Annotated in this window: 17 protein-coding genes; 9 read left to right on the top strand and 8 right to left on the bottom strand. The window is 51.7% G+C overall.

The window, feature by feature from the left end; genetic code table 11:
* Positions 1 to 40 precede the first annotated feature (40 nt).
* Positions 41 to 637, bottom strand: coding sequence for an SLOG family protein (locus C557_RS0106815; protein WP_018751093.1), 597 nt, complete (start codon positions 635 to 637; stop codon positions 41 to 43).
* 1,269 nt (positions 638 to 1,906) lie between these two features.
* The gene (locus tag C557_RS0106805) at positions 1,907 to 2,422 is read right to left on the bottom strand and encodes a hypothetical protein (RefSeq protein WP_018751091.1); all 516 of its coding nucleotides are present in this window, start codon (positions 2,420 to 2,422) and stop codon (positions 1,907 to 1,909) included.
* Positions 2,423 to 2,651: 229 nt separating this feature from the next.
* Between C557_RS0106805 and C557_RS0106800 the strand changes: the two genes are divergently transcribed.
* Complete coding sequence (locus C557_RS0106800; RefSeq protein WP_018751090.1) at positions 2,652 to 3,641, top strand: Gfo/Idh/MocA family protein; 990 nt, start codon at positions 2,652 to 2,654, stop codon at positions 3,639 to 3,641.
* Positions 3,642 to 3,823: 182 nt separating this feature from the next.
* Here C557_RS0106800 and C557_RS23100 read toward each other — a convergent pair whose 3' ends face one another.
* Positions 3,824 to 4,045: a hypothetical protein gene (locus C557_RS23100; RefSeq protein WP_018751089.1), complete on the bottom strand. Its 222-nt coding sequence runs from the start codon at positions 4,043 to 4,045 to the stop codon at positions 3,824 to 3,826.
* Positions 4,046 to 4,219: 174 nt separating this feature from the next.
* On the opposite strand from C557_RS23100, the gene C557_RS0106790 reads away from it, so the two are divergent.
* Positions 4,220 to 4,564 carry a sigma-70 RNA polymerase sigma factor region 4 domain-containing protein gene (locus tag C557_RS0106790; protein ID WP_018751088.1) on the top strand — a complete coding sequence of 115 codons (345 nt, stop codon included), beginning with the start codon at positions 4,220 to 4,222 and terminating at the stop codon, positions 4,562 to 4,564.
* Positions 4,565 to 4,566: 2 nt separating this feature from the next.
* Positions 4,567 to 4,734: a helix-turn-helix domain-containing protein gene (locus C557_RS0106785; protein ID WP_018751087.1), complete on the top strand. Its 168-nt coding sequence runs from the start codon at positions 4,567 to 4,569 to the stop codon at positions 4,732 to 4,734.
* 362 nt (positions 4,735 to 5,096) lie between these two features.
* Here the strand turns inward: C557_RS0106785 and C557_RS0106780 are convergent, their stop codons facing one another.
* Positions 5,097 to 5,768 carry a pectate lyase gene (locus C557_RS0106780; protein ID WP_018751086.1) on the bottom strand — a complete coding sequence of 224 codons (672 nt, stop codon included), beginning with the start codon at positions 5,766 to 5,768 and terminating at the stop codon, positions 5,097 to 5,099.
* A gap of 258 nt (positions 5,769 to 6,026) precedes the next feature.
* Between C557_RS0106780 and C557_RS0106775 the strand changes: the two genes are divergently transcribed.
* From C557_RS0106775 to C557_RS0106755, 5 genes are all read left to right on the top strand, one after another.
* Entirely contained in the window at positions 6,027 to 7,052 is a 1,026-nt protein-coding gene (locus C557_RS0106775) for a LacI family DNA-binding transcriptional regulator (protein WP_240472931.1), read from the top strand.
* A 317-nt stretch (positions 7,053 to 7,369) separates the two neighbouring features.
* Complete coding sequence (locus tag C557_RS0106770; protein ID WP_018751084.1) at positions 7,370 to 8,776, top strand: ABC transporter substrate-binding protein; 1,407 nt, start codon at positions 7,370 to 7,372, stop codon at positions 8,774 to 8,776.
* A gap of 131 nt (positions 8,777 to 8,907) precedes the next feature.
* On the top strand, positions 8,908 to 9,990 hold the full coding sequence (locus C557_RS0106765; protein ID WP_018751083.1) for an ABC transporter permease subunit: 1,083 nt from the start codon (positions 8,908 to 8,910) through the stop codon (positions 9,988 to 9,990).
* Positions 9,991 to 11,100 carry a carbohydrate ABC transporter permease gene (locus tag C557_RS0106760; RefSeq protein ID WP_018751082.1) on the top strand — a complete coding sequence of 370 codons (1,110 nt, stop codon included), beginning with the start codon at positions 9,991 to 9,993 and terminating at the stop codon, positions 11,098 to 11,100.
* Positions 11,097 to 13,502: a glycoside hydrolase family 65 protein gene (locus tag C557_RS0106755; protein WP_018751081.1), complete on the top strand. Its 2,406-nt coding sequence runs from the start codon at positions 11,097 to 11,099 to the stop codon at positions 13,500 to 13,502. The genes C557_RS0106760 and C557_RS0106755 overlap by 4 nt, the downstream gene beginning before the upstream one ends.
* Before the next feature lie 36 nt (positions 13,503 to 13,538).
* Here C557_RS0106755 and C557_RS0106750 read toward each other — a convergent pair whose 3' ends face one another.
* From C557_RS0106750 to C557_RS0106735, 4 genes are all read right to left on the bottom strand, one after another.
* Entirely contained in the window at positions 13,539 to 14,564 is a 1,026-nt protein-coding gene (locus C557_RS0106750; RefSeq protein WP_018751080.1) for a Gfo/Idh/MocA family protein, read from the bottom strand.
* Between the two features lie 72 nt (positions 14,565 to 14,636).
* Entirely contained in the window at positions 14,637 to 15,749 is a 1,113-nt protein-coding gene (locus C557_RS0106745; RefSeq protein WP_018751079.1) for a Gfo/Idh/MocA family protein, read from the bottom strand.
* A gap of 8 nt (positions 15,750 to 15,757) precedes the next feature.
* On the bottom strand, positions 15,758 to 16,606 hold the full coding sequence (locus C557_RS0106740; RefSeq protein ID WP_018751078.1) for a sugar phosphate isomerase/epimerase family protein: 849 nt from the start codon (positions 16,604 to 16,606) through the stop codon (positions 15,758 to 15,760).
* Positions 16,607 to 16,638: 32 nt separating this feature from the next.
* Positions 16,639 to 17,811, bottom strand: a complete 1,173-nt coding sequence (locus tag C557_RS0106735; protein WP_018751077.1) for a Gfo/Idh/MocA family protein — start codon at positions 17,809 to 17,811, stop codon at positions 16,639 to 16,641.
* Positions 17,812 to 18,002: 191 nt separating this feature from the next.
* Between C557_RS0106735 and C557_RS0106730 the strand changes: the two genes are divergently transcribed.
* The gene (locus C557_RS0106730) at positions 18,003 to 18,830 is read left to right on the top strand and encodes a helix-turn-helix domain-containing protein (protein WP_018751076.1); all 828 of its coding nucleotides are present in this window, start codon (positions 18,003 to 18,005) and stop codon (positions 18,828 to 18,830) included.
* Positions 18,831 to 19,152 lie beyond the last annotated feature (322 nt).

The following is a 19,152-nucleotide window of genomic DNA, read 5'->3' as shown; positions in this document are numbered from 1 at the left end:
GGAATTCCGCTGTAAAGGGGGGTTCCAGGTCTCTTGTCGTTTAATTGTAGCCGTTGGGATCTACGCTGAGGGCTTCCTGTTCCTCATAGAAAGCAGCTTGCTCTTCATCCGCCAGGGACTGAATCTCCTCAGAGCCAATGTTAATATAGCCATAGCCTTCCTCGGCTTGCTTCTTCAAAGCTCGCGCCTTCATATATTTCGGACTGGCTTCTCCGGCATCCTCATCATAAACGAGCAAGATCCCGTCCGTTTTGCGCAACAGCAACTCGTCCCGGGCCTTGAACTGCCACGGACCCAGATAAGCCTCTTTGCTGATGGAAGCATAATGATCAACCTGGCGGAGAATTTGAGTGTAATAGTCTCGTTTCTCTTCGCTCCATTTCTCTTCCTGATGACTGTATGCGGTGATAATGGAGCATTTTAGCCGGGGATATTGCTGCTTGAGTGCAAATACGGCCTCACAGGCCCAGAGGTCAACGCCGTATTGTCCTGGCGTAATTACCCACTCCAGACCTTCCTCCAGAAGTGGAATAAGACGATTTATAATAGCCTGACGAATGTAGGGGATGCCCTGGTGTTTTTGGTTGTATATGCCCAGTTCATGTGCACGATAGCCGGTGACAAGAATATTTTTCAAGCTAAAACTCCTTCGGATTAAACTTGCACTTACATAAATTAGCTTCTGATTTATGCAAAGAAGCAATGGAGAACGTGCTCTCACAATTGCTATGCTTAAGCTCATTATACGCTATCTGAAGGATACGGCATCCATGGTTCATAGTGCAACAGGCAAGAAACACAAGGGGGAATAATCGAATCAAAACAAAAACCAGAGGTTGACATGATCCATTCGGGAGTAAATCAACAACGAATATACCTCTAACGGGAAATCCTCATGCTAATTCGCTCGTATTACACCAAATAGGGTATATAACAGGAATTCCTCATGTTAATATTGGGTTTTTTCCCAAAAATCTCCCTTTTCATAATGATTAGCAGGAGGGAATCCATATAAATCCCGATTTCTGGCGGATTTGAGCCATTTAACGGGAGTTTTTCCCTATAAGTGTGAGTGTTCAAAAAGTCGAATTTTCAGGACCGATGCTGATGCTTCCGATGTGCGTTTTTTCAAAACGCTTGAGCCTCGATGAAGCTAGGGACGTAAGTAGCGGAGCTACACGTTTTCGGAGAATACGACTTCGGAAGCATGGGTACGTAAGCAACTCCTATGTTTCTGCGAGAAACATACTACGGAAGCCTACGCTAGGCCCGGCTGAATTCAAGATTCGATGTCGAACCCACTCCTTGAACAACTTCATTCTGGGAAGACGACTTTTTGAACTACCTCTATAAGTAAGAAGAGGAACCCCCCGAATAGAACCTGGAACCAGCGGTATTCAGCGAACTCTTGGGATACGTGCAATGCGCCTCATAAGTCTTGCTAACGATCAACCGCTAATTTTTAGATTGAGCCGAATAATCAGCGGCATTTGTTAGCGGTTGCAATAGTGCAGAGATTACTGGCCATGGATAGCGAAAAGGGTAAATATAGTGTAGAACAGCGCGTAAAATGTGCCTAACGCAATGATCCATAGAAAAGCGTTGCCATTCATTTTGTTGCCGGGCTTCCACATAGAAATCGCTCCTTTCCATTGCTTTGGCCAAATGTGAACATTTTGTGTCTTTCTTAATTATTGAACATTTTGTGTCTAAATTCAAACACTTTTTTGACGATTTTATATTATTTTTACAAAATAGGCTGGGAATAAGGCCGTACATGCCAAAAAACCATACCTTTTGAACGGCATGGTTTGAAATGTTCTGATAAACGGTAGCGCCTGCTAAGGTGCTCTCTCCAGCAAAAAAGGGAAATATCGCTTGTGCGCTGCGATGGATGATGACCTGCTTAGCCCCTGTGAGGAGTAAAGCCTTCCTCGTTCAAATACTCTCCCGCCTCTTCGCGAGTCTCAAAGGCCATCTCCAGGCTTTGCCCGGAATAGATATACCATAAATCATCTTCGTACTTGAGCGTCAGCGTTTCGCCCTTATCATTGATCCATAGACCCCCAGTTCCCGAGGGAGCAGCATAGGAGGTGGCTTGAGCCGCTGTAGGGGCAACTTCAAAATCCTCCGGTTTATCCTCACGCTTGGATAGAGAAGCCATCGAAGCTTTGACCAGGTCAAGCAATTCCTTTTCTTCAAAATCACGAATGTTAACGAACCCTTTGTCATCCGCGTCAGGATGCTGCAGAAGACCGGCATATACGAATCCGTTACCATTTGGGTGCAAGTGGTAGACCACCGTTTTTTTATCATAAGCGCTGCCTTCAAAATGGAAATTTACACGTCCTAGGGAAACATTGCGGCGCTCCAGGTCCGGGATGGACTCCAGAATGTTCAGTTTTTGCTCAAACGTCAGCATATCTTCAACCTCTCAACCTCATAATTGGCGTGCAGAAGCAAATGCACTCATCGATTATAACATAAAAGCATAGATTGACTGGGTGGGATTTCCACGCCTGACAAGAACGGTTATACTAAAGGTGAGTGTTCAAATCGTCAGGCTGAACCGCTTCGTGACCCAAGACAAGAGATGACTGTTTGAGCTATCTAAAGGATAAATCTATTAAATGATTAGAAGGAGGCAAATCATGGCAGATACGAAAATCAAATGGGGTATTATGGCTGCCGGGGGAATCGCCGGACAATTTGTGGCGGATTTGGCTTTTGCACAGCATGCGGAAGCTTTTGCTATTGGCTCCCGGAGCCTGGATAAGGCCAAGGCATTCGCCGATAAATTCGGGATTTCCCGGGCTTACGGCAGCTATGAAGAATTGTTGGCGGATCCCGATGTAGATGTTGTGTACGTAGCCACACCCCATCCTTACCATAAAGAGAATGTCTTGAGTGTATTGCGAGCGGGCAAGCCTGTTTTGTGTGAAAAGCCCTTCACTATTAATGCTTCCGAATTGGAGGAAATCATCGGCTACGCTCGGGCGAACAAGCTGTTTCTGATGGAGGCCATGTGGACACGGTTCCTGCCGCCAATTCGCAAGGTGCGCGAGTGGTTGGCAGAAGGCCGCATCGGAGAAATCCGCCTGGTGAAGGCTGATTTTGGCTTCCGTATAGGCTGGGACCCGGAAGGAAGATTGCTGAATCCCCAATTAGGAGGCGGAGCCTTGCTGGATGCCGGCATCTATCCAATCTCTTTTGCTTCCATGGTGCTGGGAGCCAATCCGCAGCAAATACAAAGTACCGCTCACCTTGGAGAGACGGGGGTGGATGAGCACTTCTCGGTGCTCCTGACCTATGAGAATGGGGTTGCCGCTTCCTTGAACGGAGCCGTACGCTTGAACCTGGGCAATGATGCCTATATTCACGGGACCCACGGGAAGATTCATATCCCTAACTTCCTGAGTGCCAATGCAGCCACCCTCTATGTGGATGGTGAGGAACCCGAGAGCTTTACGGATGACCGTGAAGCAAGGGGCTATGTCTTTGAAGCCGAAGCAGTAAGCAAGGCGCTGCGTGCCGGGTTGAAGGAATGCGAGGAGATACCGCTGGATGAGTCGTTGGCAATTATGCGTATTCTGGATCAGATTCGCGGACAGTGGGGACTCCGCTATCCTTCGGAAGCTTAATGATATAGGAGTTGCACAGCAAAGGAACCTTCAATCCACTGAAGGTTCCTTTGCTGTTTAAGCTATTTTCCAAAAAGACAGGCCAAGGTGTTCTAATTGGAAGGTAAACCGAATAAGTATAATTACGGTGCCATTTTCGCCGTGCATTCGGTACAATTTGTCGGGCTGCTTTTCACAGTTTCCTAGATTTGCTTGCCAGAGCTGGAGGGCGGGGATGCACCTTGTCGATCTTCGCCGATCAGGTTGTCAAGTCGTTGTATCTCTTCAGAAAGGGTCTGCAACGAAGCATCAATATTGCTCAATTTATCACCGACGGTTTGCAGCACGTATTTGATCAAGATGAAGCAAAGCGTAACCGGAAACCCTACATTGGTAACCAACGATACAATATCTGCTACCTGCATGAGTATGACCTCCTTGGATTGTATTGGGCCCTTCACTATATAGGGAGATGGAAGACAAGGAGAAACAACCTTTTATTTGGAAAAAATGTTATAATAATTACAAAAATAAGGTTGTTAAAGGCTCGTTTGATTTTCCCTATATATAGAAGATGAAATTGAAAGGGGGAGGTAGTTTTGAAAGAACATCATACCGTGTACGAGCAATACCAGAAGGAAGTGTACCGAATCGCCTGGAGAGTTCAATACAGAGCAAGGGCCGTAAGACAACGGGAATGTTCGTTCAATGGAGTTGAGCCGTCCGTCACCTGCTTCACCTCATCTTCTGATAATAAAATTGTTGTAAGACAGATGATCAGTGCGCTTCCTTCCACGACGGGGCAAACCATCATATCTAAAATATACCTTCAGGGTAAAACCGAGGGGGAAGTCGCCCGCGAGTTGAATATGAGTCAGCAAGGGGTGAACAAATGGAAACGAAAAATGATCAAAGAGCTGTCCCGAATGATGAAGAGTTCCTGAGTTTGTTGCAAAAGGCCAAGGAAAATGATCCCGATTCTATATTAGAGCTTATTGATCTGTTCAAAGGGGATATTGCACACGTCAGTCAATTTATCCATTCGTCACGAGAAGATGCGGTTTCCGATATTATTCTGGAGTTTCTGGAGATGATTCGGGAGAAGGATGACTAATCCGAATAGGAAAATAATGATATTTGCAGAGCAATGAGGAACGCCCCATGGAAAGATGGAGCGTTCCTTTTAATATATCCCTCAAATGTTTCTGAAAGCACCTTGCGTACATAAAGCTGTTGAGTGGTGGATAAAATAGGCGTTACTGGATGAGACGACCTGAATCCCGGTTACAAATAGGAGAAGGGGATCGAACGCTGTGAGGAAACGGACTGGTGGTAAAGAAGCAACAAAAGAAGCACTGACAGGAGAGCTGGGTGGACAAATATTTGTAGCTATAGAATTCAAAAAACAGGAATGGCGGTGCAGGGATGATCTCTCTGACTCCGCCATTCCTTTGTTATCGTTAACAATTAGGTGCGTCAGTACTTCTTATTGCCGGACTGGCTAGTATTACCGGATGCAAAGCCTTTGAACAGTGTCGGTACATTATGGTATCGGGTGTTTGTGATTTTGGCCGTGCTTGACTTGCTGTCTGTTCTGAAAATGGAGTCCTTCACATCAGAAATATCCGAATTATCGAGAATAAAATTAACTTTGTAAGAGGTGCCCCCATTTTGCCGGGCCAGCTTGCCGATGTCCTTGGCCTTGAAGTTCTTGATGTTAATCGTGCCTGCCGCATTCGCCTGGAACACCTTGTCATAGGCTTTATAGGCTCCGCCGCCGGTAATATTCACCGTACCGGAGGATCTAAGAGTCAGTGCATCCTCGCCAACATCAAGCCAGGTGACATTCTCGATCGTACCATTGCCATAGACATGCACGCCGTCCGCCCCGGGGGCACCGATATTCACATTTTTCAAGGTTGCATTCTTTTCTAGCTTGAAGATCGGCTTTTGATTTTCAGCCTGACTGCCATCGCCCAAGGCTTTTGGATCGGCGACGTAGGTTTGACCTTTGCCGTCGAACGTCTTCCCGGCTTTCACTACAATTGTTTTGCTAACGACAATAGGGGAAGCTGCGTCTACTTGCGCAACTCCTGACAGCGCTACCAGCAGAACACCCGAAAGAATAATGCCCAATACCTTTTTCAAAATATACCGTCCGTCCCTTCATCAAATGATATTTTGGCGGATAACAGTTGCGCGTAGCCGTCGTCCACCGTGATGGATGCGCCCGGATGTGCACCTCTGGATACACCCAAATCAAGCATATTCGACCGTTTTAACAATATAACTATGAAATGGAATATTGTGTATATCATTTTATTTGTAAGCGCTTAAAAATTCGTTGAATTTTTAATTTTTCTTTGCTATAATCACATTGAAAAGCTTTTCAAAAAGGAATGAATTATGACGAAGATAAAACCAACCATTCGGGATGTAGCAAGAAGAGCAGGGGTCTCCATCAGTACCGTATCACGAGTAATGAACACTCCGGATACTGTGGTCGAGAGCAAGCGGGCAAGGGTGCTGGACGCGATTCACGAGTTGAATTACCAGCCCAACGCCTTCGCGCGTGGACTGATTTACAAGAAGTCCTATACCCTGGGGCTGCTGATTCCCGATATCGAAAACATGTATTACGCGGGAATGATTCGCGGAATGCAGGAGGCCTGCAATAAACTGGGCTATAGCCTGATGATCTGCAATACCGACCGTGACAAGGCGCGTCTGCTATCCTACATCGATACGTTCCACGAGAAGCAGGTGGATGGCATTGTGTTCGCCAGCGACAAGATGTATCCGGAATATTATGAGAAGCTGCTGGGCTGCCGTATTCCGTGCGTGATGGTATCTTCCCATTCCGACGAGTATGACCTTCCCTGTGTGGAGGTGGATGATGAAGCTGCGGCCTATGACGCTGCTGCATACTTGATTGAGCTGGGACATCGACAAATCGGTATGATCGGCTTCAATCATCATCATTCGATTGCCGGACCTCCACGTTATGCCGGCTTTGTCCGCGCCATGGAGGAGTATGGCCTGACAGACAATATTGCCAATACCAAGTATGCCAGCTATTATTTTGAGCATGCCTATGAGGCGGCACATGAGCTATTCAGCGAACGCCCTGATCTGACTGCGGTGTTCTGTGTCGCTGATGAATTTGCGATGGGCACGATTTCGTATCTTAAGGATCGAAATATCTTGGTACCCGGGCAAGTGTCCGTTATCGGCTTTGATAATCACAGAATGGCCGGCATGTACATTCCCAAGCTCACCACGATCTCACAACCTATCTACGATCTGGGCTTTCGTGCGGCAGAGAAGCTGCATGAACTGCTGACGACCGGAGAGATACAAACACCCCGAGAAGTTCTTCAGCATAAGCTTGTCGTCCGCGAATCTACGCGGGAGAGAGCTGCTACCACCTAGCAATTTCACCACAAACATCATGACTTAATCAGATATAAGGTGCGTCCAGTTGCGGGCACCTGTTGAACATGTGTTGGATCCTATTCCAGCATAGAACAGCATCCAATCCATTCTGAAAAGCTTTTCAGAATTTTTAAAACATTTGTTCGCGAAGGCAGCATATATTTATTTATCCTCTAAATGTAACCGCATTCAAAAATAAGTCCTTCGAGGCATCGCTAATCTTCCAAGGGGGTGATCCGTCCGTACCATATGCTGTTCAGTCATACCTTTCAAGGGTTTACTTATCTATAAAATCGAAGGGGATGTAGAGGTCTATGAAAAAAAGATCCAAGCTTGTTTCACTGCTGCTGATTGGTGGGTTGTCATTTACCATGCTGCTTAGTGCTTGCGGTGGGGGCAAGCAGGCTGTCAATGATCCGGCGCCACCGGCTAATAGCGGTACCGCAGCAGAGCAAGGTCAGAACAATAGCGGAGCTGCCTCAACGGGATCAGCGCTGGACCTGGCGCTTCAAGGCGAATATAAGGGCACAACGGTTACGATGTTTGGACCGTTCGTGGATGCCGACCAAGTCAAATTCGAGACCAGCATCAAGGAGTTCGAGGAGAAGACCGGAATTGATATTCAATATGAGGGCTCCAAGGAATTTGAAGCGACCATTAATGTGCGTGTCGATGGAGGCAATGCTCCTGACATTGCCGACTTCCCGCAGCCGGGGCTGCTGGCGGCTGTCGCCAAAACAGGAAAGGTTATCGACCTGAATGGCATCCTGGATCAGGAGAAGCTGAAGGCCAACTACAACCAAAGTTGGCTGGAGATGGGGACGATGGAAGGCAAAGATGGAGAGATCATGGCCGGGATCTGGAACCGCAGTAATGTGAAGAGTCTGGTCTGGTATCCAAAGAAGCAGTTTGAGGAAGCGGGCTATACCATTCCGCAGACTTGGAATGAACTGATGGAGCTGACGGAGCAGATTGCCAAGGATGGAGATGCAGCCTGGGCTATCGGGATCGAGAGTGGTGCGGCCACGGGCTGGCCAGCGACAGACTGGGTGGAGGACATCATGCTGCGTACGACTTCACCGGAGAATTACGATAAATGGGTAACTGGCGAGCTTCCGTTCAACTCCCCCGAAGTGAAGCATGCGATTGAAGTTATGTCTGAAATCTGGATGAACCCGGATTATGTATACGGTGGGACGAAATCGATCTTAACTACGGCATTCGGGGATGCACCGACACCGATGTTCGACAATCCGCCAAAGGTATGGCTGCATCGGCAAGCCAACTTTATTACCAGCTTCTTCCCGGAAACCGCGAAGGTTGACGAGGACTACGCCTGGTTCTACTTGCCGCCGATTGACGAGCAATATGGCAAGCCGGTGCTTGTGGCCGGAGATATTTATGCCATGTTCAACGATCGTCCTGAAGTGCGGGCTGTTATGGAATTCTTCACGACCGGTGAATCCATTAAGACCTGGGTACAGTCCGGCGGGGTGATCGCTCCCATGAATGATGCTTCGCTCGACTGGTATGCATCGGAATCGGATCGCCGCATGGCAGAGCTGGTGCAGGATGCGTCTACTTTGCGCTTTGACGGCTCTGACCTGATGCCCGGCAAAGTGGGCGCGGGCACGTTCTGGAAGGGAATCACCGATTACGTCAGCGGAACGGCGACGTTGGACGAAGCGCTTGACCAGATTCAGGCAGGCTGGAGCAACTAGCTCTCTTCGCTGATAGCTGCAAGTTAAGTCATGCTGGGGCGCGTGGGCCGAGCTTGTTCATCCGGCAACTCGCGCCCTCTCTGTTTGGCCAGATTCTTTTGTCTCGAAAGTATGCTTGAGGAGGGGTCATGATGAGTGCAGAGGCCAAGCAAACCGTGAGTTTTCGGGCCGTCCTCTTATCCCTGGCCGTGCTGCTGGCGAATATCGCCGGCCATGGACTAATCTTTCGCTTTTTTCGCGATTCTACATTAAATCCATTATTTACGGCTATATGCGCTGTGCTGTGGGGTGTCGCGGGTGTTTACCTGCTATATTACAGCTTCACCTGGGCCGTGGAGCAATACCCGCAGCAGGTGCGCCGGAGGGTGCTTCCGTATATTTTCATAGGACCGGCGGTGATCCTGTTAGGCTGGCTGCTTGTGCTGCCAGCGGTTCGCACCTTGTATCTGAGCTTCTTCAACGCCTCCTCCGAGCAATTTGTCGGGTTGGCCAACTATGCCGCCGTCTTCACCGATAAATTGATGGCAACGGCACTGCGCAACAACCTGCTATGGGTGTTTGTCGGCACATTAGCCTGCGTTGCGCTTGGCCTGCTGATTGCCATTTTGGCGGATCGCAGCAGCTATGAGCGGATTGCCAAGTCGATTATTTTCATGCCGATGGCGATTTCCTTCGTTGCGGCAGGCGTGATCTGGAAGTTCGTTTATTATTACCAGCCGGGCGATCAGCAGATCGGGCTGCTCAACGCGATTGTGACTGCGTTTGGCGGAGAGGCTCAGGCCTGGACCAGCATGCTGCAGCCGTGGAACAACTTCTTCCTGATTCTGATCCTGATCTGGATGCAGACCGGATTTGCCATGGTTATTTTCTCGGCGGCGATCAAGGGGGTGCCGGAGGATATTCTGGAGGCGGCGCGGGTTGACGGAGCGGGGGAAATCCGTATTTTCTTTCGTATCATCATTCCGTTTATCTCCACAACTATTTTGACGGTGACGACAACGATCATTGTTTTTACGCTCAAAATCTTCGATGTCGTTATGGTTATGACTGGCGGGCAATACGGTACCGAGGTGGTGGCAACGCAGTTCTATCGGCAATTTTTCATGTACCGCAACTTCGGTTATGGCTCGACGCTGGCTATTGTCTTGCTGATCGCCGTGCTGCCGGTCATTATCATTAATCTGCGGCAGTTCCGCAAGCAGGGGGGATTCTAAATGGCTGCTTCCTATCCGGCCAGGAAGGTCAGTTCGCGCAAACGCGGCAAGCTGATCGTCAATTTGATCCTGGGGTTCATCTGCTTCCTCTGGCTCGTCCCGACGGTGGGGCTATTTGTATCCTCCTTCCGTCCGGCTGCGGATATTTTGCAGACCGGTTGGTGGAAGGCCTTCCCTCACCGGGAGTGGACGAATGCAGAGACACTGCAGCTCTCCAAAGAAATTGATCTGCGCGAACCGATTGAGGTTCATGGTCAAACCTATAGTGATGAGCAATTGCGCGCTGGTGTAGTTGTGGATGGGGAACGGCTGATTTGGGAGAATCGCCGCGCCCGGACCCTGAATGTGCAGGACCGGGACTGGAAGATTGTCCCCGACCTGACGCTGGATAATTACAAGAATGTGCTGTCGGGCAAGGAATATAAGCTCAAGCTGGCGGATGGCAGCGAGTCGGTGCAGAAGGGCAGCGGCTTGTCCCAGGCGTTCTGGAATACGCTGACGATCGCCGTGCCGGCAACGGTAATTCCGGTGCTGATCGCTTCTTTTGCCGCCTATGCTTTTGCCTGGCTCCGGTTCCCGGGACGGCGGACCTTGTTTGTCATCATCATCGCCATGCTGGTCATTCCTTTGCAAGTGGCGCTGATTCCGGTGCTCAAGGATTTTACGGCCTTGGGCCTAAGCGGCAGCTATTTGGGGATATGGCTTGCTCATAGCGCCTTTGGTCTGCCGCTGGTCACTTATTTCATGTATAACTTTATCAGCCAGCTGCCCAAGGATTTGTTTGAATCAGCTTTTATCGACGGGGCCAGCCATTTTACGATTTTCTCCCGGCTGATTCTCCCTTTATCGGTACCGGCGCTGGCTTCTATCGGCATTTTCCAATTCCTGTGGGTGTGGAATGATTATCTCGTATCATTGATTTTTATCGGGAATCAGCCAAGCGTACAGGTCATGTCCATGAAGATTGCCGATTTGGTTGGCTCTCGCGGCAATGACTGGCATTTGTTGACGTCTGCTGCCTTCATCTCGATGCTGATGCCGCTGGCGATCTTCTTCCTTCTGCAAAAGTATTTTGTCAGAGGTCTGATGGGAGGCTCAATCAAGGGATGAACAGGAAGAACATGCAGGTGCAAGAGCCTTGGACCAGACTCCATTTCCCGCAGGAATGGAGTCTGATGGAGGAAGCTCCCGAAGACATTTACAATCAACGCAGTGAAAGCTTGTTCTCGCTGGGTAACGGGTATATCGGGATGCGAGGGCAATACGAGGAAGGATTTTATGGCCGGGAGGGGAGTTCGGTTCGAGGCTGTTATTTGAACGGATTTTATGATTCAGCGCCGATTCATTATCCGGAAGGAGCCTATGGCTATCCAAGCGAAGGCCACGCGATGCTGAACGTAACTGATGCGAGCATTATCGAGCTTACGATTGAAGGGGAGCCCTTCCATCTCCAGCGCGGGAAGCTCCACTTCTACAAGAGAGTGCTGCATATGCAGAGCGGGCTGCTGCATCGTCTGGTGGAATGGGAATCCTCCGCCGGACATCGGATACGGGTCCATATCCGGCGTCTGGTGTCGCTGCCGCACAAGCATCTGGCAGCGATTGACTACGAGATCACGCCGCTGAACTTCGATGGCGTGATCGAGATCCGCTCGGCGATGAACGGGGAGATCGCCGAAGCGGCCGGGCCGGCGCCCGGCGGCGGGGACCCGCGCCTGGGGGCGCGTCGCGCGGAGCCCAGCCTCCTATATGAGGAGGCGGGGAGCGATGGCCACGGCGGCGGCTGGCTCAAGCAGCGCACGCGGCACAGCCGCTTCGCGCTGCTCACGGCGATGAGCCACCGGCTCACGCTGCCGCCGTCCCGGCAGGGCAGCCCGGCGGAGTCCCGCGACGGGCAAGTGCTGTCGGTGCAGTACCGCATGCGGCTGCACCGGGGAGAGACCGCTTCGCTCAGCAAATACATCAGCTACCATACTTCCCGGGATTACCGGGAAGAGGAGCTGATGGAGCGAAGCAGGGACACGCTGCGCCTGGCCGAGGAGCTTGGCTTCGAGGGACTGGCAGCGCAGCAGCATGCTTGGCTGGGCGCGTTCTGGGAGCGCGCCGACGTGGAGATCAAGGGCGACCCGGCGCTCCAGCAGGGTCTGCGCTTCAATGCGTTTGGCCTGCTGCAATCGGCCGGTCGCGATGGCTATACCAGCATGGCGGCCAAGGGGCTGACCGGCGAAGGGTACGAAGGCCATTATTTCTGGGATACCGAAATGTATGTGTTGCCCTTCTTCACCTTCACCCAGCCGGAGACCGCCCGGGCGCTGCTGGAATTTCGCTGCCATACGCTGGGTCAGGCCCGACAGCGGGCGGAGGAGATGTCGCAGCGGGGAGCGCTGTATCCTTGGCGGACGATCAACGGGGAGGAGAACTCCGCCTTCTTCCCGGCGGGTACAGCCCAGGCCCATATTAACGCCGACATAGCCTATGGGCTGCGGCAGTATGTTCAGGCAACCGGGGATGTGGAGTTCCTGGTGCATCATGCCGCGGAAATGCTGTTTGAAACAGCGCGGTTCTGGGCTGATCTGGGACATTATAATCCAGCCAGGGGCGGGGCATTTTGTATTGATGCCGTGACCGGTCCTGACGAGTACACGGCAATTGTGAACAATAATGCCTATACGAACTTGATGGCCCGGGAGCATTTGAATTACGCTTGCGAAACGGCGGTCCTGCTGCGTGAGCAATATCCACAGGAGTATGCCCGAATCAAGCGGAGCATCGGACTGGTACAGGCGGAAGAGGCGGCTTGGCGGAAGGCGGCAGAACAGATGTACATTCCAAGGGATGAGGAATTGGGGATTATCGCCCAGGATGATACGTTTTTGTTCAAGAAGCCTTGGGATTTCGCGGGTACACCGCCAGAGAAATACCCGCTGCTGCTTCATTACCATCCGCTCGTGATCTATCGTCATCAGGTGCTCAAGCAAGCGGATGTGGTGATGGCGTTGTTTTTGATGGGGGAGCAATTCTCCCTGGAGGAGAAGCAGCGCAATTACCGTTACTATGATCCATTGACAACGCATGACTCTTCCTTGTCGCCTTGCATTCATAGTATCGTGGCGGCAGAGATCGGAGAGATGGCAGCGGCTTATGATTACTTCGGCCGCACGGTGAGAATGGATCTGGATGATGTGAACGGCAATGCGAAGGATGGGCTGCATACGGCAGCTATGGCCGGTTCCTGGATGGCGGTAGTCAACGGGTTTGCCGGGATGCGACTGGAAGGCGGCTTCCTGGGCTTTCGCCCGTCGCTGCCTCCCGAGTGGGAGAACTGCCGCTTCCGGGTCATGCACTGTGGACGGTTGCTGGAGGTCTTCTTTGATCAGAAGCAAGCTGTTTATACTTTGGTAGAAGGGGACGAGCTGGAATTCCGGCATGAGGGTGAGCAAGTGGTCGTGCGGGCGGGCATATCTGTGCAACAGCCGCTCACCCGCAAGCATACCAGGGCTAGCGAAATTTGATCATAGGAAAATAGAGTACGGGAAGGCCGCTCCTCGCTACCGGGATACCCGTGTACGCGAGGAGCGGTATATTTGTTCAATCAATTGCAGTGTCTTGCACCCCTCAATGCCGTCAAGGGGAAAGGGGGTTCCGCTGCGGATATGCTCGTAGAAGTCAGCAATCAGCTTCCGGTGACTTGAGCCCCAATAAGGTTTGCCTCTAACCGGATTGGGTTCTTCCGGGCCTGAGGGAGGCTCGGCAAGCTGGATTTCCTGACCGTCCCGATACAAGAACAAGCAATCCCGCCGCTGATAAAGGGTGCCATCCTCGAACACAAGCTCCAATTCTACCGGGGAATTGGTCAGATATGCATTGGTGGCATAGAACAACCCGCGGACTCCCCCGACAAACTCGATGCTGGCATGAGCCGTGTCCTCCACCTCGATCGTTTCCTCAAGAACATCAGCCGTTGCACTGCCCTGGACGGAGACAACCTCGCCACCGAACCACCGCAGCAGGTCCAGCGTATGAATGGCCTGATTAATCAGCACGCCTCCGCCTTCGGTAGCCCATCTCCCTCGCCATGGACTATCCGTATAGTAGGATGCTTCCCGATGCCAGGTTACAATCCCCTTCAAGCAAAGCAATCGGCCAAGTGTGCCGTTGTCAATGATCTCGCAAATTTGGCGAGACGGGAGGTTGTAGCGGTTCTGAAAGCACACACCAAGCTGAGTGGAGCACTGCTGCGCTGTTGCCAGCAGCTTCTCCGCCGCTTCCAGATTGTGTGCCATCGGCTTCTCGGTCAATACATGCTTGCCGGCCCGGAGCAAGCGGGCGGCCATATCGGCATGCAGATGATGAGGGGTGCATAGATGCACCGCCTGAATATCATCGCGTTCCAGCAAGACCCGGTAGTCGCTCCATGCATTACATCCATAAGCGGTGGCCATCTGCCGGGCTTTGGGCTGGTCGCTGTCGACAACAGCTTGCAAATGAACGTGCTCCAGCTCTTGTACTGCATCAGCATGTACCGGGGCAATTCCCCCGCAGCCAACAATGGCCATCCCGATTTGTTCTTCCATGGCGCTTCCTTCCTCCTGTTCCCTGCTGCACCAGCTCCATCAAAGCTCTCCGGGAGCTGGCTCACTGTAATATTACTTGCTGGGCGCAGTCACGTGGGTGGCCTGCTGCTGGGCTTTCAGACAAAGCTCCGCCGCCTTGAAGACATGCTCCTGCGTCATGGCGTTCTCTGTACGATGCAGGCAATCCAGAATCAGCTCCCCGAAATAGGGATAGCCGATTTGTCCGCGAACGGAGAAATGCTGCTCGCCGCTCTTGTTGACCAAGTACACCTGATCTCCAGCCGCATCCCGGGCGATATCCGTGTATTTGCGCAGCTCAATAAAGCCTTCCGTGCCCAAAATGAACGTTCGGCCATCTCCCCAAGTCCCCAAACCGTCCGGTGTGAACCAATCGACCCGAAAATATTGGGTGGCCCCGTTATCCCCTATCAGCGTTGCATCCCCGTAGTCTTCCAGCTCCGGATATTCAGGGTTTCCGTAATTGGCTACCTTGCTATGCACAACCTCGGCATCCTTGCAGCCGGCATAGAACAGGAATTGCTCGATCTGGTGACTGCCAATATCGCAGAGGATACCGCCATATTTGTCTTTCTGAAAGAACCAGTCCGGTCTGGACGAAGCGCTTAACCGATGAGGGCCAAAGCCGGTCACTTGCAGCACCCGGCCAATGGCTCCCTGCTGGACGAGCTGGCCTGCGTATACCGCTGATTCCACGTGCAGGCGTTCACTGAAGTAAACGGCGTATTTGCGGCCGGTTTCCCGCACCTTTTGGCGAGCGGCTTCAAGCTGCTTCAGGCTGGTGAACGGTGTTTTGTCGGTAAAATAGTCCTTCCCGGCATCCATGACCTTAAGGCCCAGCGGACCACGCTCAGAGGGCACTGCTGCCGCGGCAACCAGTCGTACCTCCGGGTCGGCGAGTACCTGCTCCAGACTGTCCGCTTGCTGCGCTTCCGGGTACTTCCCGGCAAAGGCTGTCATTTTAGCCGGGTCGGGGTCGTATACCCATTTCAAAGTGGCTCCGGCTTCAATAAGACCGCCGGTCATGCCATAGATATGTCCATGATCCAGGGCGACGGCCGCAAAGATGAATTCTCCCGGCTTGACGACCTCATTCGGCCGCCCCGAAGGGGCGTAGTTCATTCCGTCGCTCGTTTGGAAAGCTTTATTTGGGGAGGGAGCTGCCATGATTTTATCTACATCCTTTCTTGGATAAGCTCGACGAATTGGTGCAGCATTTCCTTTGACCGGTATTGTCCGCTAAAATCCTCAATGCCCAGATATCCGTCGTAGCGGACGGACTTCAGATCCGCCACCAGCTTGTGAAAATCAATAACGCCGTCACGCAGCGGAGCCCAGTCGCAGCGCCATTCAGCCGTCCCGTCTTCGCTTGTGCCAGTGCGCGTCCAGGCCGCATTCTTGATATGCACATGGGCCAGGTAAGGCCCAAGCAGCTCCAGACCCATTCTGAAGTGCTCGTAACCTTCATAGACCATATTGCCAGGATCGAACAGGACACCGATATGGTCAGGATCGCAGTGGCTGACAAGCCGGTGGACCAGGCTGGCGCTGGGAGCAATGGTTTGATGGTGCGTCTCCACAACCCCCTTGACCCCGTACTCTTTGGCCAGGCGTTCAGCTTCTTTCAAATAGCGCACCGTGTTGTCGTACAGCTCGGGATAGGGAGTAGCAGCAGCGTACCCGGCTGCGCCGACGCGCATCATCCTGGCTCCAAGCAGACGAGCGGCATGGAACGCCTGCTCTGTCTGCTCCAGATTCAGTGAGTTCAAGTACGGAGCCAGGCCGGTTACTTCCAGACCTTCAGCTTCGGTGATGTGCTTGAACCGCAGAATCTCCTCATCAGGGAGTGTCGGGTCAATGGAACATCGATTATTGCGCCAGAACGATGGAGCCTCCCCGGCTACTTCGGGGGGAACCTCCTTAAACCGCCATTCTACACCATGCAATCCGGCTTCACGTGCTGCTTGCACCAGCTCTTCCGGCGTTAAATCCGGCGTTGATACGGTAAACACAGATAGCTTCAACGTATATCGCTCCTTTTTTATCGCTATCGCGCTCAGCTTCCTGAGTAGGTTCCCTTCACGTCCAGCACATTTCCTGCTCCATTTTCATTGCGCAATACGGAAGTTTTGATCTTCTCTTGCAGCTTCTCGTAGAACAAATCCTCGTTCAGCGGGAGGTCCACCCAATCCTCGGTCCAGGAGGACAAATACATCGCATTGGAGAGCGTCAGACCATGGATGCCTTCTTCCCCTGGCGCCAGCAGTGATTCCCCGTGCAACAAGGCATTTGTGAAGTTCTGCAAAATGCCTTTATGCTGTGTGCCCAAGCCTCCGCTTACGGGAATCTCACATTTCCAGCATTCCGGCTGGCCAAAGCCTCCCGTATATTCGGCATTAAACTCAGGTTCCGGCACGCGCAGCCGCCAGAAGGTCAGCTTGCCATCCTCGACGACAATTTTGCCGTTATCGCCCGTCAGCTCGAAGCGGTTCGTACCCGGGGCCTCGCCGGTTGTGGTCACAAATAGTCCGGTGGCGCCGTTCTCATATTCCACATAAGCGGTTACATCGTCTTCAACCTCAATGTTGCGATATTTTCCAAAATGGCAAAAAGCACGTACGCGCGTTGGCATCATCCCGATCGTCCACTGCCAGAGGTCAAGCTGGTGTGGGTCCTGATTGAGCAGCACACCGCCGCCTTCTCCCGCCCAGGTGGCTCGCCAGCCGCCGGAATTGTAATAGCTCTGTGAGCGATACCAGTTTGTGATGATCCAGTTCGTTCTGCGGATCGTCCCGAGTTCACCGGACAACACCAGATCGCGCAGCTTGGCGTAAAGCGGGCTGGTCCGCTGGTTATACATGATGCCGAACTGCTTGCCTGACTTTGCTGCGGCCTCGTTCATTTCCCTAACGGCTTTGGTATAGACGCCCGCCGGCTTCTCGATCAGCACATGGTAACCGCTCTCAAAAGCTTCCACAGCAAGTGTAGGGTGATCGTAGTGAGGTGTTGCAATCAACACGGCGTCCATAGCTTGCGAGGCGAATAGACTCTCCGTATCGCCAAATAGCTGTACTGTATCCGGCAGATGCTCCTTGGCCCATTTCAGCCGCTCCGGGTTATGGTCGCAGACCGCCGCAAGCTCGGCTCCCTGGATGTCCTTGACCAGATCCCGAGCATGCGAAGTCCCCATATTTCCGATACCGATGATGCCAAATCGTACCTTGTTCATTTTGCTCCCTGCCTTTCTTGTGTAACTTGACTTGACGCTCTTAGCTTAGCTTGAATCGGGGGGAAAGAGAATGGCAAGGATTAAGAAGGTTTTGCACAAAATTAAGGTGAATTCGATAAATATGGGATGTTACAATGGAACCAGGATTTCTAAAAAATGAAAACGCTCACTTGAGCTAGAGGGTGAAGAAGATGAACGAGATCGACTATCTCGCCGGGCGGTTGCCCGAGAGCTTGACTGTAACTGTTACGCACGCTCAGTTGAAGAGCGGTTTCCTCGGGTGGAACCGGATGGAGCAGGCCCCCCGTTTTAATCGGCTGTATTTCATTCCTCAAGGCGAAGGTTCGGTCATTATCAATGGAGTAACCTACTATCCTAAGCCTAACCAGTTGATGATTATGCCAGCGGGGACTAGCCAAACGACCTTTACGTCGCCGGAAAATCCCTATACTCGCTATTTTTGCCATTTTGACGCCCAGGTGGGCGAATGGCCTTTGTTCCATGCAGGCAGCAAGCTGTATATCAGCCAGGTTAAGAACCCCGAGTACGTGCGGGTGATCTTTGACGATTTGATTCACTTGTTCCAGGCCGGCGGGCCGTTTGCGGGTCTAAAGATGCAGGCCTGCCTGTTGAATTTGCTGGCCTGCTGTCTGGAAGAGGGGGGCTATAGCGACTATCTGAAGGATTACATGCAGTTGACGGAGCAAAGCAAGCTGGGGGATGTGCTCAGGTACATTCAGGAGCATATCGGTGAGCCCATTGAGATTGAAACGTTAGCTGACATTGTGCACCTGCATCCGAACTACTTCATTCCCTACTTCAAAAAAATCATGAGTATCACCCCGATGCATTACGTACAGCGCAAGCGCATGGAAGAGGCCAAGCGGCTGCTGACCTATACGGACGATAGCATCGCGGTCATTGCCGAAAGCCTCGGCATGCAGCTGGCGCATTTCTCCCGCCAATTCAAAAGCCATGCCGGAATCTCGCCAACCGCTTATCGAAGCTGTACTCGCTAGGGGATGCTTGTCAATTTGGCTTATACCGGAGTGTAAATACCAAGTGCAAAAAAGCAACTGCTGGTTGTCCTTCGGCCCATCCTATAGTACTATCTGCTAATAGTGCGTGTTCAAAAAGTCAAATTTTCAGGACCGAAGCTTAGGCTTCCGATGTGCGTTTTTTCAAAACGCTTGAGCCCCGATGAAGCTAGGGACGTAAGAAGCGGAGCTACACGTTTTCGGAGAAAACGACTTCGGAAGCAGGGGTACGTGAGCAACTCAAATGTTTCTGTAAGAAACATACTACGGAAGCCTATACTTGGCCCGGCTGAATTCAAGATTC

Source organism: Paenibacillus sanguinis 2301083 = DSM 16941, assembly GCF_000374825.1.
GTDB classification, from domain to species: Bacteria; Bacillota; Bacilli; order Paenibacillales; family Paenibacillaceae; genus Fontibacillus; species Fontibacillus sanguinis.
This window is presented reverse-complemented; position numbering and strand designations above follow the sequence as displayed.